This is a genomic window from candidate division KSB1 bacterium, assembly GCA_034506335.1.
GTDB lineage: Bacteria > Zhuqueibacterota > Zhuqueibacteria > JANLFK01 > Oleimicrobiaceae > Oleimicrobium.
Window position 1 is genome coordinate 1 of record JAPDPR010000016.1, and the last position, 15031, is coordinate 15031.

At 62.1% G+C, this 15031-nt stretch carries 14 protein-coding genes; all 14 read right to left on the bottom strand.

Annotation, left to right across the window (positions count from 1 at the left end; translation table 11 throughout):
• Window positions 1-187: 187 nt before the first annotated feature.
• The 14 genes from ONB25_06750 to ONB25_06815 all read right to left on the bottom strand — a co-directional run bounded on the left by ONB25_06750 (window position 188) and on the right by ONB25_06815 (window position 14997).
• A complete protein-coding gene (locus ONB25_06750; GenBank protein MDZ7392573.1) occupies window positions 188-835 on the bottom strand; it encodes an outer membrane lipoprotein carrier protein LolA in 648 nt (215 codons plus the stop codon).
• A 26-nt stretch (window positions 836-861) separates the two neighbouring features.
• Complete coding sequence (locus ONB25_06755) at window positions 862-3189, bottom strand: DNA translocase FtsK (GenBank protein ID MDZ7392574.1); 2328 nt, start codon at window positions 3187-3189, stop codon at window positions 862-864.
• Window positions 3186-3854 carry a thiamine phosphate synthase gene (gene thiE, locus ONB25_06760; GenBank protein MDZ7392575.1) on the bottom strand — a complete coding sequence of 223 codons (669 nt, stop codon included), beginning with the start codon at window positions 3852-3854 and terminating at the stop codon, window positions 3186-3188. Before thiE ends, ONB25_06755 begins: the two co-directional genes overlap by 4 nt.
• A gap of 106 nt (window positions 3855-3960) precedes the next feature.
• Window positions 3961-4686: a 2-phosphosulfolactate phosphatase gene (locus tag ONB25_06765; GenBank protein ID MDZ7392576.1), complete on the bottom strand. Its 726-nt coding sequence runs from the start codon at window positions 4684-4686 to the stop codon at window positions 3961-3963.
• 12 nt (window positions 4687-4698) lie between these two features.
• Window positions 4699-5787 (bottom strand): glycine cleavage system aminomethyltransferase GcvT, encoded by a 1089-nt coding sequence (gene gcvT, locus ONB25_06770; GenBank protein ID MDZ7392577.1) that lies wholly within the window; start codon window positions 5785-5787, stop codon window positions 4699-4701.
• A 61-nt stretch (window positions 5788-5848) separates the two neighbouring features.
• The gene (locus tag ONB25_06775) at window positions 5849-7006 is read right to left on the bottom strand and encodes a pyridoxal phosphate-dependent aminotransferase (GenBank protein ID MDZ7392578.1); all 1158 of its coding nucleotides are present in this window, start codon (window positions 7004-7006) and stop codon (window positions 5849-5851) included.
• Between the two features lie 160 nt (window positions 7007-7166).
• Window positions 7167-8330, bottom strand: a complete 1164-nt coding sequence (locus ONB25_06780) for a site-2 protease family protein (GenBank protein ID MDZ7392579.1) — start codon at window positions 8328-8330, stop codon at window positions 7167-7169.
• A gap of 61 nt (window positions 8331-8391) precedes the next feature.
• On the bottom strand, window positions 8392-9543 hold the full coding sequence (locus ONB25_06785; GenBank protein MDZ7392580.1) for a 1-deoxy-D-xylulose-5-phosphate reductoisomerase: 1152 nt from the start codon (window positions 9541-9543) through the stop codon (window positions 8392-8394).
• 19 nt (window positions 9544-9562) lie between these two features.
• Window positions 9563-10303, bottom strand: a complete 741-nt coding sequence (locus ONB25_06790) for a hypothetical protein (GenBank protein ID MDZ7392581.1) — start codon at window positions 10301-10303, stop codon at window positions 9563-9565.
• 2 nt (window positions 10304-10305) lie between these two features.
• Window positions 10306-11142, bottom strand: coding sequence for a lipoate--protein ligase family protein (locus ONB25_06795; GenBank protein MDZ7392582.1), 837 nt, complete (start codon window positions 11140-11142; stop codon window positions 10306-10308).
• Entirely contained in the window at window positions 11142-11912 is a 771-nt protein-coding gene (gene lpxA / locus ONB25_06800; protein ID MDZ7392583.1) for an acyl-ACP--UDP-N-acetylglucosamine O-acyltransferase, read from the bottom strand. Before lpxA ends, ONB25_06795 begins: the two co-directional genes overlap by 1 nt.
• Before the next feature lie 16 nt (window positions 11913-11928).
• Complete coding sequence (locus ONB25_06805) at window positions 11929-13344, bottom strand: bifunctional UDP-3-O-[3-hydroxymyristoyl] N-acetylglucosamine deacetylase/3-hydroxyacyl-ACP dehydratase (GenBank protein MDZ7392584.1); 1416 nt, start codon at window positions 13342-13344, stop codon at window positions 11929-11931.
• 27 nt (window positions 13345-13371) lie between these two features.
• Window positions 13372-14418: a UDP-3-O-(3-hydroxymyristoyl)glucosamine N-acyltransferase gene (gene lpxD / locus ONB25_06810; protein MDZ7392585.1), complete on the bottom strand. Its 1047-nt coding sequence runs from the start codon at window positions 14416-14418 to the stop codon at window positions 13372-13374.
• Window positions 14419-14442: 24 nt separating this feature from the next.
• A complete protein-coding gene (locus tag ONB25_06815; GenBank protein ID MDZ7392586.1) occupies window positions 14443-14997 on the bottom strand; it encodes an OmpH family outer membrane protein in 555 nt (184 codons plus the stop codon).
• Window positions 14998-15031: the final 34 nt, after the last annotated feature.

Below are 15031 nucleotides of genomic sequence, written 5' to 3' on the forward strand. Positions count from 1 at the left end.
TTCGCCTCGGTGTGCTGGCGCTGCCCGTGGTGCCCATATGTTGTCTATCGGGTGATCCCCCTTGCCCTCAAGGAGGAATCGTGGTGCCTGCCCCCAGGCGCACCAAGCAAAACAGTTCGAGCCCAATTTACGAAACAGAGGGAAAAATGTCAAGACCTTTTTGGGGTCGTTACAGGATTTTCACAGCTCAGCGCACGTCGATGACCTCCGCCCCCTGGGGAACCTGAAAGCTGAAGAGGGAAGCGGGCACCGACACGTTTACCTCCACGTCGCGCAACTCATAGATGTGCACGTTGTCGTTCACGTCGGTCTGCTCCACCCGCACCGGCACCCACAGGGTACGATCCACCCACAGGCGGACTCTGACAATAAAAGCCTCCTGCTTAGGGCTCAGCTCTACGAGGTAGCACCGTCGGTCACCAAGGGTCTCTTCCCCTTTGAGTTCTGCGCGATACCCTTCGGCGTAACGTACCATCAGGTCGCGCATGAGCGGGGCATCTGCTGACTTGCCCAGCGCATCCACAATCACCTGCTTGTTCGTCTTCGAATAGTTCCACACCGTCTTGCCGTCGGTCACCACCACCTGGTCATCGGTCTCGATGTAGTAGCGGTCGCCCTTTGCTGCCACCAGGGTGCCGGAGGTAGTCTGGCGTTCGCCCACCAGCTTCCACTCAAAGGTTTGGGTAAAACGCGCCCGGAAGGTGTTGAGCGACTCGAAGGTGTTCCTCACCTTCCGCACCACTGCCGGGCCGTCCATCCCCTGTGCGGCGACAGAAGAGGCCAGGCACGCCGTGCTCGCGATCACCAATATCCGTTGCCACCGGGGCACTGCCATCGCTTGTGTCCTCCTTCTCTCCAAATCTACAGCAGGCCCATTTCCGCCAGGCCGTCCTCGTCCACCAGCACCTCTCGCGCCTTGGCCCCCTCGAACGGCCCCACGATACCCGCCGCCTCCAACTCGTCGATGAGGCGCGCCGCCCGGGAGTAGCCCACCTTCAGCCGGCGCTGCAATATGGACACCGAACCCTGCTGGTGCGTCACCACAATGCGCGCCGCCTCGGCAAAGAGCGGGTCGCGTTCCCTTTCCCCGCGCAATCCTACAGCACCGGGCGCCTCCTCCAGCCACGCCGGCAACACAAACTTGGGCTGCACCTTCGGCTGGCGGTAGATGTGCTCGATGAGTCGCGTGATCTCCTCGGTGGAGATGTAGGCGCTGTGCAGGCGGATGGGCTCCGGTGAGGCCGGCGGCAAAAAGAGCATATCTCCCCGGCCCAACAGCTGCTCCGCGCCGTTCTGGTCGATGATCGTACGCGAGTCCACCTTCGAGGCCACCTGGAAGGCGATGCGCGCCGGAAAGTTGGCCTTGATCACGCCGGTGATCACATCCACCGAGGGGCGCTGGGTGGCGACGATGAGGTGAATGCCCACGGCGCGGCTCATCTGCGTCAGGCGGGCGATGGGCTCTTCCACCTCCCGCGCCGCCGTCAGCATCAGGTCCGCCAACTCATCGATGATCAGCACCACATACTCGATAGGTCGCGCCGGCTGCCCATCCCGCCCCTTGATCTGCCGCTTCTTCACCCGCTGGTTGTACTCCTCGATGTTCCGCACGCCTGCCTCGTTGAGAACGCGGTAGCGGCGCTCCATCTCCACCTCCAGGCTGCGCAACACGGCAATGGCGTTGGAGGCGTTGGTCACCACCGTCTCATCCAGCCCCTCCAGGTAGGTGACGTGGTGGTCCCGCAAGCGACTGTAGGCGCTCAGCTCCAGGCGCTTGGGGTCCACCAGCACCAGCTGCACCTGCGACGGGTGCGCCTTGAACAGGATGCTGGCGATGATGGCGTTCAGGCACACACTCTTGCCAGAACCGGTCGAGCCGCCGATCAACAGGTGGGGCATGGTCGCCAGGTCTGCGGTAAAGATCTCGCCGGAGATGGTCTTGCCCATGGCCATGGTGAGGACCGATTCGGCCTCTTGGAACTGGGGCGAGTCGATGACCTCGCGCAAATAGACCGTTGCCGGTCTTGGGTTCGGGATCTCGATGCCCACCGCGGCTTTCCCGGGGATTGGCGCCACAATGCGGATGCGGCGTGCGCGCAGCACTAGCGCCAGGTCGTCGGCCAGGCTGGTGAACTGGTTCACCTTGACCCCTACCGCCGGTTCCACTTCGTAGCGGGTGATCACCGGGCCGGGGTTGATCTCCACCACCCGGCCGCGCACGCCAAAGTCGCGCAGGCGTGTCTCCAAAAGGCGGGCGTTTTCCAGCAACTCCTCGCGCGTGAGCGCCGCCCCACGCTCCGGGGGCGCATCCAAGAGCTCCGGGCTGGGGAACTGGTACTCCGCCTGCTCCTCCTGTGGCCGGGGCTGTTCGACCTTGGGAACGGCGACCACAGGCCTAGGCGTCGGCCCAGGCATGCGCAACTCCAACTGAGGTGGCTCAGCCACGGGCTCTGTCACTGAAGCCGCCTTAGCCGGGGGCGTGGTCGGTTTAGGCGGCGCTCCTTCCTCCACTGCCGCTCGCAGCAGCTCCTGCTGCCGCACACGAGTTTCTCTGTCCTGGCGCCTAACCACCTGCCGCCTGCGGAACTGCTGCCACCACCCTCGCGCCCTCTCCCCCAGGCGACCTACCGCCTCGCCTAGGCTCACCTGCGTCGCGGAAATGACCATCACCATCATCACTGCGGTGAGAAAGATCACACAGCCGGTCAGCCCCAACAGGCCCACCAGCAACTTGGCCATTGCAAGCCCCAGCGCTCCGGCCATCTCTCCAGCATGAAAGTCACCGTCCTGCACCGCCACCTCAGGCAGGGCAAGCAGAATCGAGGCGTAAAAGGCTAATGCGAGGATGTGGACGCTCCAGCGCCGCGCTGCACCCGCCGGCTGATGCCGAAATAGCACCCACCCCCACAATATGCTCAGAAGAGGGAGCACCACCGAAGGGTAACCGATCGTGTAACGGAACAAAAAGTGGGACACATACGCACCAGCAAGGCCCAGCAGATTCCGCGCCGAGCCGAACGAGACCTTGCCCGGCTGTTCCTCGGGATGGTGGGACAATAAGCCGAGCATGAGCATGATGCCGAGGTAAATGAGCATCACGCCCAGGATCTCCACCCGGCGCATAGCTTCCACAGTTTCCTGCGGTTTTGCCCGCCTGAGTGTTCGCATGTCCCGCTCGCTAATCTTCACGGCGCGCCCACCTCCTTGCACCGCCTGATCGCTTCCTTGAGCACACGGGCGTTGGCCTCCACGTCTCCGTCAAGCAGGGCGGAGATGACTGCTACCCCGTCTGCACCTGCTGCCATTACCTCCGCCACTCGCCCTGCCGTGATGCCGCCAATCGCCACCACTGGGCAGCCAACCCGGCGCCGAATCTCCCGAAGGGTCTCCAACGTGGTCATGTCCGCATCGCACTTGCTGCCGGTGGGAAACACTGCTCCCACCCCCAAATAGTCCGCGCCCTCTGCAGCAGCAAGTACGGCCTCCTCCACCGTGCTGGCGGACACACCGACGATGAGCTTGCCACCGGCCACACGCCGCACCGCGGCGACCGGCAAGTCCTCCTGACCCACGTGTACCCCATCAGCCTGGACCGCCAGCGCCACATCGAGCCGATCGTTGACAATGAACGGCACCCGATGGGCCGCACACACCTCGCGGCAGCGCAACGACTGCGCATAAAAAGTGCGGCCAGACGAAACCTTGTCCCGGTACTGCACCACGGTCACCCCGCCGGCGATGGCTGCCTCCGTGACCTCGGCCACGTCCCGTCCGCGCAGCCAGCCGCAGTCGATGATGCCGTAGAGAGAAAAGTCGATGCTGTGCGCTGGTTGCTTCACTTTTCGCGCTCTGATCACCGCCCGAGGCCTTTTCTAAGCACGGCCATGCCGGCATCCAGTGCCCCAATGCGCCTCTGAGTCTAAGACAGGCCGCCTCGCCACCTCGGCGTTTGTCGCCTCCCTACCGGCGGCCCGCCCGAATAACGCCCTCTGCATAGACCGGCACCACGTCATAGGCGTCAACTTCTGCGCAAACCGCCAGGTCCTGTTGCAGGCCGAGTGTGGTCAAGAAGCGCCCATGTTCACTCTTTTGCAGCACACGCAGCGGACGGCGACGCCCCGCGAAAAAGCGCAACGCTGCCTGCGCTGCGTCGCTCAGCTCCACTTGGCGCGGCAACAGCTTCCGGAGGCGGTCGATGATCATGCCGGCACAAAAGCAGTCCTCCGCGGAGAAACGCCCCTCCCGCCCCGCACAGACCAGCAGGACATCGCGCCCTTCTTCTGCCAGCGTCTTTGCCACAGCCCCGACATTGACCAGTGCCCCCACAAACACCGCTGCCCCGTTCTGCACCAGGCGAAACAGCCGTGACCCGTTTGTGCTGGAAAATACTATGGTGCTCTCACGCACCGTAGCGGCACGGTATTCGCGCGGCGAGTTTCCCAAGGTGAAGCCTTCAATGCGAAGGCCTCCCCGCTCGCCGCCCAACAGCACGTGCTCGTCGCCGATAGTGGCGGCAATGCGCTTGGCTTCCTCCACCTCCTCGACCGGGATCAGCGCCCGACAGCCGTGCGCAAATGCGGTGATCATGGTGGTGCTGGCGCGCAAGACATCGATGACCACCACCGCCCGCTGCGCCACCGGACAGTTACTCAACTCCCCAGGAACCAGACAGACGTCGAGCTTCACTTTTGCTTCCCCTCAATACGGCCTCTTGTAGAACGGCGTCTGTACGACCACCGCCGGCACCTGCTGCTCCCGAATCTGCACCGCGAAGCTGCTTCCAACCTCCGAGAGTTCCACCGGCACGTACCCCATGCCGATGCCCTTCTCCAGACTGGGCGAAAAGGTGCCGCTGGTCACGTGCCCAACCTGCTTCCCGTCCTTGACGATCGCGTAGCCGTGGCGTGGAATGGCCTTCTCGAGCATCTCAAAGCCCACCAGCTTCCGGCGCACCCCTTGCGCTTTCACCTGCACCAGGGCCTCCCGGCCGATGAAATCTCCCTTCTGAAGCTTGGTGATCCAGCCAAGTCCAGCCTCCAAGGGGTTGGTAGTCTGGTCAATGTCGTTGCCGTACAGGCAGTACTTCATCTCCAGGCGCAGGCTATCCCGTGCCCCTAAGCCGATGGGCTCGATGGCGAACTCCTTGCCTGCCTCCATGACCGCATCCCACACCTGTTCGGAGTAGGCACGGTCGAATCCGATCTCAAACCCGTCCTCCCCTGTGTAGCCGGTACGGGAGATGAGCATATCCACACCCGCTAGCCGCCCGCGCTGCGCCCAGTAGTACTTGATTGTGCTCAGGTCCACGCTGGTCAGCTTCTGCAGCGTCGCCTGAGCGTAGCGGCCCTGCACCGCCAGCAGGGTAATGTCATCGCTCACATTCTCCAGGCTCACATCGCCGATCAGATGCTCCAGAAGCCAGGAAAAATCCTTCTCCAGATTGGAGGCGTTCACCACCATCATGTAGTGGTCGGGCAAGCGATACACCAGCAGGTCATCGACGATACCGCCATCGGGGTAGCACATTGCCGAGTACTGCACCCGCCCCACTTCCAACGCGCTCACCTGGTTGATGGTCATGCGCTCCAGGAACTCCAATGCCCGTGGGCCGCGGATGATGAACTCACCCATGTGCGACACGTCGAACACGCCCACTGTGGCCCGCACGCGCCGATGTTCACTCACGATGCTCGTGTACTGAATGGGCATCCAGTAGCCGGCAAACGGGACCAACTTGGCGTTCAGTCGCTTGTGCACCTCATACAGGCCGGTCTTTTTCGGTTCCATATCTTCCATCCTTCCTGTTCCGCAGTATCCAACCATTTCTAGGCGCAATGAAGCGCGGCTATCACGACACCAGAGCCGCGAACCGCTCCAGGGCCCGCTCGATGTTCTCCAAGGAGTTTGCGTAAGACAACCGCAGGTAGCCATCCCCGTAGCGGCCGAACGCAGTGCCAGAGAGGGTGGCCACCCCTGCCTCCTCCAGGAGGCGTCGCTCCAACTCCTTGGAGCTGAAACCTGTACCCTTAATGTTGGGAAAGGCGTAAAATGCCCCTTGCGGCATCACGCAGTGCACGCCTTTGATCTTGTTCAAGCCCGCCACAATGAAATCGCGGCGACGACGGAATTCAGCCACCATCGCGGCCACCGGTTCCTGGGAACCGGTGATGGCAGCGATGGCTCCGTACTGGCTAAAGTGCGAGGTGCAGGAGACGGTGTTGATGGTGAGCCGTTCCACATGGCGCGCCAGCTCGCGCGGCATCACACCGTAGCCAAGCCTCCAGCCAGTCATGGCGTAAGTCTTTGACAGACCGTCCAAGATGACCGTCCTCTCGCGCATCCCCGGCAGGGAGGCGATGCTGAAGAACGTCCCCTCGTAGAGGATGTTGTTGTACACTTCGTCGGACAGGACAAAAATGTCGCGCGCCATGGCCTCCTCGGCGATCGCCTCCAGGTCCCCCTTGCTCAATACCCCGCCGGTGGGATTCTGTGGCGAATTGAGGATAATGAGCTTTGTTCTGTCGCTGACCAGTGCGCGAAATTCGTCTATATCAAAACTGAATTTGCGCTCCTCGCGTAGAGGGATAGGCACTGGCTTGCCCCCGACGAAGCGGATGACCGACTCGTAGATGGGGAAACCCGGATCGGGGTAGAGCACTTCATCGCCAGGATCGACCAGGGCGGTAATCACAAAATACATGATGGGCTTTGCTCCCGGCGTAACCACCACCTCTTCGGGTGACACGGAGAGTCCCCGTCGTGCGCCCGCGTCGGCGGCGATGGCCTCCCGGAGCTCTTTGATCCCCGCCGCGGGGCAGTAGCCAGTCTTGCCATCCCGCAGCGCCTTGATTGCGGCCTCCTTGATGTGCTCAGGCGTGTCGAAATCAGGCTCGCCGATCTCCAGGTGGATAATTTCCTTGCCCTCTGCTTCCAGAGCCTTTGCTTTAGCCAGGACCTCAAAGGCCGTTTCAGTGCCAAGGTTGCGCATTCGCTCTGCCAGCTTCATCAGTCACCTCCCTCGTGTCCGCTCCTTGTGCCTCTTGCCGTACCTCTGCCCCCTCCTGGCACCTGCCGCGCCATCAAGGGCAAGGAAAATTACCAAAAACGCCGCAACCAGTCAAGGCATTATTTTCCCTCCCTCAATACACCTGCCAGCTTTCCACTGCTCAGGGCATCTTCCGCGTCACGTCGTTGTAGGTGAGGAGTATGAAAAGGACAAAGATGAGGACCATGCCGATCCACTGAATGCCCACCCGGAGTTTTACGGGGAGCGGCTTGCGCCGGATGCCCTCGATGACCACTACCGCCAGATGCCCACCGTCGAGCGCGGGGACAGGAAGAATGTTGATGAGGGCTAAGGTTACACTGAACAACGCCACCAGCGAGAAGAGTTGACCAGCAGCCTGGGCAACCCCTTGTCGCTGGCGCACCGCCTCGGCCACGCGCTGTCCAGAGCTTGCCGAGATGCGCGCAATGCCCAGCGGACCCGCCACCTCCGCACACGACACCTGCATGGTGACGATGCCCTTGATGCTGGCGAAGGTCATGCGGAAGGCGTAGCTGGTCTGGGCAAAACCCAGGGACACTGCCTCCCATGGTCGCACGCGGCGATAGGGACCAATGTCTGCCTCTTCCACGCGCGGGCCAATGCCGATAAGACCGATAGGGCGCAGCGACCATCCCTGTAGGGACCATGAGCTCCTGGGCACCAACGTGCGGGTGATGGTGGAATCGCCTTGGCGCCAGGTGAGCGTCAGTTCGCGTCCTGCCGAGGAGTGAATGCGCCTGGTAAGCTCGCCCCAGCTCTTCACCGGCGTGCCGTCCACCTGCAGGATCACCGCCCCGCGGGTCATTCCCTCGGCGGCGGCGGGCATACCGGGGATCACCTCCCCCACCACCGCCGGCAGGTGCTCGGCGTCTACCGCGGATCGCCTTTCTGGCACCCGGGCCCCGAAGGAAAGCACCGTGTACACCAAGAACCCAAACAGCAAATTCATCAGCACCCCGGCGCTCAAGACGTACATCTTTTGCCAGGTATTCTTGGACATGAATTCATCGGGAGCCCCTGTGGCCGCCGTGTCCAGACTCTCGTCGATGAAGCCGGCCATTTTCACGTACCCGCCCACCGGCAACAGTCCCACACCGTATTCGGTTTGGCCACGACGGAAGCGCAACAGCCGCAGGCCAAAAAGATCAAACCCCAGGTAGAAGCGTTCCACACGAATACCCGCCAGCCGCGCGGCCAAAAAATGGCCGAGCTCGTGCACAAAGACCAGCACCCCGAAGACGAACACGAAAGACGCAACAGTGGTCAGAATCTTGATTATCATCGTCTCGCTCTGCTTTTCAGGCCCACATTTCGGGAGAATTCACTGCTGGCGGCGGGCTTGGTCACTCTCCCTGCAGGCGTGTTGCGAACTGTCGCGCCCAGGCATCGCTCGCAAGGATGTCCTCCACCTGTGGCCGAGCCACCCCCTGGTGCGCCGCCATGGTCTGTTCGATAAGCCAGGGGATGCGGTCGAAGCTGAGCCGCCGGGACAGAAACGCTGCGACGGCCACTTCGTTGGCAGCGTTCATCACCGCAGGCATGGTTCCCCCCTCGCGCACGGCTCGGTACGCAAGCTCAAGGCAGGGGAACCTACCGGGCTCAGGGGGAAGAAAGTCCAGGCGCAGCTGACGGGAAAAGTCCAGGCGCGGCCAAGAGGTGGGAAGTCGCTGCGGATAGGTGAGCGCTACTTGGATGGGAATGCGCATGTCCGGCACCCCCAATTGCGCCTTCACCGACCCGTCCACAAACTCCACCATCGAGTGCACGATCGACTGCGGGTGAATCACCACCTCCACCTGCTCCACCGGCATGGCAAAGAGCCAGTGTGCCTCGATCACCTCCAGCCCCTTGTTCATCATCGTCGCCGAGTCAATGGTGATCTTCGGCCCCATACGCCAGTTCGGGTGGGCCAGGGCCTGTTCCACCGTCACATCCTTGAGCCGAGCCGGCTCCAGGTTCAGAAACGGTCCGCCTGAGGCGGTAAGGATAAGCCGCCGCACCGCGCTGCGCTCCTCACCCATCAGGCACTGGAATATGGCGCTGTGCTCGCTGTCGATGGGGATAATGCGCACCCGCCGCTCTGCCGCCCTGGTCATCACCAGCTCCCCACCGGCCACCAGGGTCTCCTTGTTGGCCAGCGCCACATTTTTGCCCTGGTCAATGGCGTTCAGGGTCGGCAACAGCCCGGCCGCCCCCACCACTGCATTCACCAGGAGGTCATAGTCCCCGGCAGCTGCCACCTGGGCCGTGGCCTCCTGCCCCACCCAGAGCTCCACACCGCTGCGCCGCAAGCTTTGCCGCACCTGTTCAGGGCATCGGCCGCTGGCGATGGCCACTGCGCGTGGGTGGTACTTGGATGCCTGCTCCGCCACCACTTCGGCGTCATCCCAGGTGGCCAAGTAGGTGACGGCAAACTCCCCCGGCAACGCATCCACCACTTCCAGGCAGCTACGGCCGATGGAACCCGTCGAACCAAGAATAGCCAGCCTCTTCACGCCGGCCGCACCCCACGGGTCAACGTATGGTCACCCCGACGCCGACGTTGAACCCGGCAAACTCTTCGGCGAACATATAGTCGATGTTGGCGTACACCAGCGGCAAAGGCCTGATGGTCACGCCCACATTGCCGTGCAGATTGGTCGAAGCATAGCTGCCCGTCACCCCTTGGTAATCCAGCTCCAGCGAAGTTCGGTCCACCCCGACGCCGGAATAGAACGTGATGAACGGCACTCCCTTGCTGATGACTGCCTTCAGGCTCACCGTGCTCACTGTGCCAAAGCTGTACTCTTCCGGCACGAAAAAGGCGTGGTAGGCGACCATGAGCGCCACCTTGGGCAGCAGTGGTCCCTGCAGCAGGCCGTACTTCAGGCCCACACCGGCAAGCGTCACGCCACCGCGTGTTGGCTCCTCCCCCAGGGGATAGTGGAAGAATCTGCCCATCGCCTCCAACCTAAAGGGCAAGCCGACGCTGGCATGGACAAAGGGCAGCCCGACAAAGTCCACATTCTCGAATGGGCCTTGCCTGAGGGCCTTGTACTCATCCGGCACAAACACGGCTACCCCGCGCAGGCCCACATCCAGGCCGAGGATGCCGTGTAGGTCTGCCGTGTGGAATGTCCCTCCTGCGGAGAGGGAACTAAAGAGCTCTAACACCTGATCGACGTCTTGTGGGCCGACGTAGAAATTCTGTGCCCGCGCATGCGGCACAGCGAGCATTGCCCCCGCTACCAGCACCGCCACGGCCAGTGTACGCATGGTCACCTCCTGTTTGGGTCCTGGTACTTGGCCAGAAGCTGCTTAGCCCTGGTCACCTCTGCAGCAGTGAGCGTTCCGCGCTCCAGGGATATCCCCAGAGTGTGTTCGAACCCGCGGGCCAGCGCCGTGGCCATTTCCTCGAAGCCCACCGGCCGCCCAGCGATCTCGTCCACGGCCACCGTCCTGCGTTGCAGAAACTCACGATAGCGCCTCCGACCCGCCTCATCTAACCCTGCCAAGTAGTCCACCAGGCGCAGGTGGGCGCTGCCGAGAAGAATGGAGCCGTGTTGAAGAATGGCACCCTCGAACCGCCTTTGCGCGCTCCCCACCAGTTTGCGCCCCTGCCACAAGATCTCGTTGCGCACCGAGCTGGAAAAACAAGGCACCGAGAATTCACCCCGACGGTAGTCCCGCTCGTTGTGCGGCGCGCGCTCGAACTGCGCCACTACCCCGAGGTTATGCAACCCCTGAAGCAGGGCCCTGCTGAGCACTTCGTAGGTGCGGGGGATTTCCTCGTGGTAATGCACACTTGACGCAGGCAGCACTACGCAGTACGTGAGTTCCTCATCATGAAGAATGGCGCGCCCGCCGGTGGGCCTGCGCACCACCTCGACCCCATCGGCGCGGCAGCGCTCCAGGTCGATCTCCTCCAGGTGTTGGTGATAACCCAAGGAGATACACGCCGGCCGCCACCAGTACACGCGCAGAGTGGGTGGCCCCTGTCCGGCCGCCGCCTCACTGGCGAGCGCCTCGTCCACCGCCATGTTCCAGGCACCTGCTCCGGGCCCTGTGTCCAGAAAGCGCCAGCGCTCCGCCACCCGTGCCGACCCGCCCATCATCAGATGATCCCGCGCCTGCTCCCCTCGATGAAGCGCACGACGTGTTGGATCTCCTCAGTCTGCGGCAGTTCCTCGCGGATGCGCGCCAGCGCCTGACTGACGTTGAGATTGGACCGATAAAGGAGGCGGTAGGCGCGCTTGAGTAACGCCATGGTCTCCTGGGAAAATCCCCGCCGGCGCAACCCCACAGAATTGAGCCCTGCAAACTGCAGCGGCTCAGCCATGGCCAGGACGTACGGGGGCACATCCTTCATCGCCTTGCATCCGGCGCCCACAAAGGCATGACACCCGATGCGCACAAACTGGTGCACGGCCAGCAACCCACCTAGGGTCGCCCAGTCCTCCACGGTGACGTGGCCCGCCAGATTGGCCGCGTTGGCCATGATCACGTGGTTTCCCACCGTGCAGTCGTGGGCCACGTGGATGTAGGCCATCAGCAGGCAGTCACTGCCAACGACCGTCTTCCAGTGCTCCTTGGTACCGCGGTTGAGCGTGGCGTACTCGCGGATCACCGTTCGGTCGCCAATTTCCAGTGTGGTCTCTTCGTTGCCGAACTTGAGGTCCTGCGGCACTGTGCCCAACACTGCCCCGTGGTGAACACGGCAGTCCCTGCCCAGGCGCGTCCCCGAGGCGATGAGCACGTGGGAACCGATCGTGGTTCCGTCCCCAATGATGACATTTTTCTCGATGACAGAAAACGGGCCCACGGACACGCCGTGGCCCAACTCAGCAGCAGGATCAACCAGTGCAGTGGGATGAATGGTGGTCAGTCGCGTTCCTCCTCTGCTACTCCCTGTGCGGCACCAGCGTCTCGTCCACAATTGCTGCGGAGAATTCAGCCTCGCAGACCAAGTCGCCACTCACAAAAGCCTTTCCGGCCATCTTGCACAGAGCCTTCCGGAACTTTACAATCTCCACCTCGAACACGAGCTGATCCCCAGGCAGCACCGGCTTCCGGAACCGAACATTGTCGATACCCGCAAAGTAGACCAGCTTGCCCACGGGATCATCCTCGGCATCCAACATGAGCAGGCCTCCCACCTGCGCCATCGCCTCCAGAATGAGGACACCGGGCATGATGGGCCGGCCGGGAAAATGCCCTTGGAAAAACCATTCGCTCACGGTCACGTTCTTGACCCCGACCACCTTCTCCTTCGGGATCAGGTCCACAATCTTGTCCACTAGCAAGAAGGGGTAGCGGTGGGGCAAGATGCGCTGAATCCCGTCTATGTCCATCACCAGGCCTTCGACCGACGTCTTCTGGTACTTGGCCTTGATGAGCTGCTTTTTGTATTCTTTGCGGATGCGTTTGACCAGCTCCACGTTCGCGGCATGGCCGGAGCGGGCCGCCAACACGTGGGCCCGCAACGGCACCCCCAAGAGCGCCAGATCGCCGATCAGGTCCAGGGCTTTATGCCGCACGGGTTCGTTAGGGTAGCGCAGCTCCCGTCCGTTGAGAATGCCATTCTTGCCGAGAGTGATGTCTTCGCTCAGATTGAGCTTGCGGCGCAACGCTTCCAGCTCCTCGTCGCTCATCTGCCGGTCGCAGATGACAATGGCGTTGTCCAGGCTGCCACCCTTGATGAGGCCCGCTTCCCACAGCTCTTCCACCTCGTGCAGGAAGCAAAAGGTGCGGGCTGGCGCGTACTCGCTGACAAATTCATCGCTCAACGAGTACATGGAGGTGTATTGCGTGCCCAGGGCCGGGTTTTTATAGTCCACCATGAAGGTGATGCGAAATTCATCGGAGGGGACCACAACCAGGTCGACCCCGTTGGCCGGGTCGCTGTAGGTCAGGGTGCGATCGATGATCAGGTAGTCCTTGGGGGAATCTTGTTGTACCAGGCCAGCGTCCAGCAGTACCTTCACAAAGGGCATGGCGCTGCCGTCTCCCACCGGGGGTTCGTTGCCATCGATCTCCACCAGAATGTTGTCGATCTCCAAGCCGGCGATGGCGGCCAACACGTGCTCCACGGTGTGGATGCGCACATCGCCCAGTCCCAAGGTCGTGCCCCGGGAGATGTCCACCACGTGGTCGATGTCCGCGGGAATCTCCACCGAATTTTCCAAATCCACGCGCTTGAAACGGATGCCGCTATTGACCGGCGCCGGCTTGAACGTGACTTTGGTCTTGCTCCCGGTGTGCAGGCCGACCCCTGAATAGGAGATTGCCCTCTTGATCGTCTGTTGTTGCCGCAACATGAACGTCTTGTCCTCACAAGCTGTGGTTCACGTGTCCTGGTGGCCGAGCATGCCACGCAGGCGTTCCACCTCCTTCTCCAGCGCCCTGACCCTTTTGATGAGTTCCGGCAGTCTGGCCAGGGCTGCTAATGAGCGGTGGTAGCTGGTCACCTCGCGCGCAGGGTAGCCCGTGACGAACACGCCTGGTGGCACGTCCTTGGCCACTCCGGCTTGGGCGCCGATAATGCTGTCGTCCCCAATATGGATGTGCCCCACGAAGCCGGCCTGTCCACCGATCTTCACCCGCTTGCCCACCTGCGTGCTGCCAGAAATGCCTGCCTGGGCGGCGATGACGGTGTGCTCGCCCACCTCCACGTTGTGCGCGATCTGGATGAGATTATCCAACTTAGCACCACGACGGATTATGGTCGCCCCAAGCGTGGCCCGGTCGATGGTCGTATTGGCCCCGATCTCCACATCGTCCTCGATGATTACCGTGCCGGTTTGGGGGAGCTTCTCGTAATGGTCCTCTTCGTAGACGAAGCCGAAGCCGTCAGCACCAAGCACGGCACCGCTGTGGATGATGACGCGGCGGCCGATCTGCACCCCCTCGCGCACCGTTACGTTGGCATGAATAACCGAGTCGTCTCCAACGGTCACGTTCGGGTAGAGCACCACGCCTGGGTAAATCTTCACGTCTCGCCCCAGTCGTACGTTGCGCCCTACGACCGCCAGAGGTCCTACGGCCACGCCCGGGCCCAGGACTGCCGACTCGTCCACCACGGCCAAGGGGTGCACGCCAGGCGGCAATGTCTCTTCCGGGGGGTTAAAAAGGCGGACGGCTTTCAGAAACGCAAAGTACGGGTCCTTGACGCGAATGGCAGGAATTGGGCATGGGCCCTGAAAGTCCTCAGCCAGAATGATCGCCGACGCCCGGGTGGAGGTCACGAACTTGGCATATTTGGGGTTGGCTAAGAAAGTCAACTCGCCCTCGTGGGCATCCTGGATCTTGCCAAGGCCGTGAATGCGCACCCCCCCGTCCCCGCTCACCGTGCCTCCCACGTGCGCGGCGATGTCTGCCAAGGTCATTGTCATTGGCGGTCCGCCGGCTTGGTCGACCTACCCCTTGGACCCGGTCGTCTTCACGCTCTTGTTGAGCTCCTCGATCACCCGATCGGTAAGATCAGGTTGGTCAGGCGCGGCATAGACAATATTGCCGTTGACGCCATCAAAGATGTAGGTAAAGCCCTCTGCCTCGCCGATCTTCTTGATTACCGCGGTGACCGCATTGATGATCGGCTCCATGAGCTCGCGTTCCTTGCGGAAGGCCTCGCCATTCTGGCCCCACTTCTCCATCTGGAACTGCTGGATGCTCATGTAGAGGTTCTGAATCTCCTGCTGCTTCTCTTGCTTGCGCTGCTCGCTGAGCAGCAGGCTCTGCGATTCCAGCTGGTCGGAGAGCTCCTGCAACTGGCGCTGCATCTCCCTCACCTGGGCCTCCCACCCTGCGTTGATCTCGTCAAACTTTTTCTGGGCGTCCTGTGCCTCCTTGTACTCTCGGAGTATCTTTTGGGAGTTGATGTAGCCGATTTTCATCTTCTGCGCCCAGGCCCCGGGGACAGCCATTGCCACGACCAAAAGAGCACTCACCAGAGCAACCACACGTGTCTTCACCTTTACCTCCCTAAGCCTAAATCCTCACAACTAC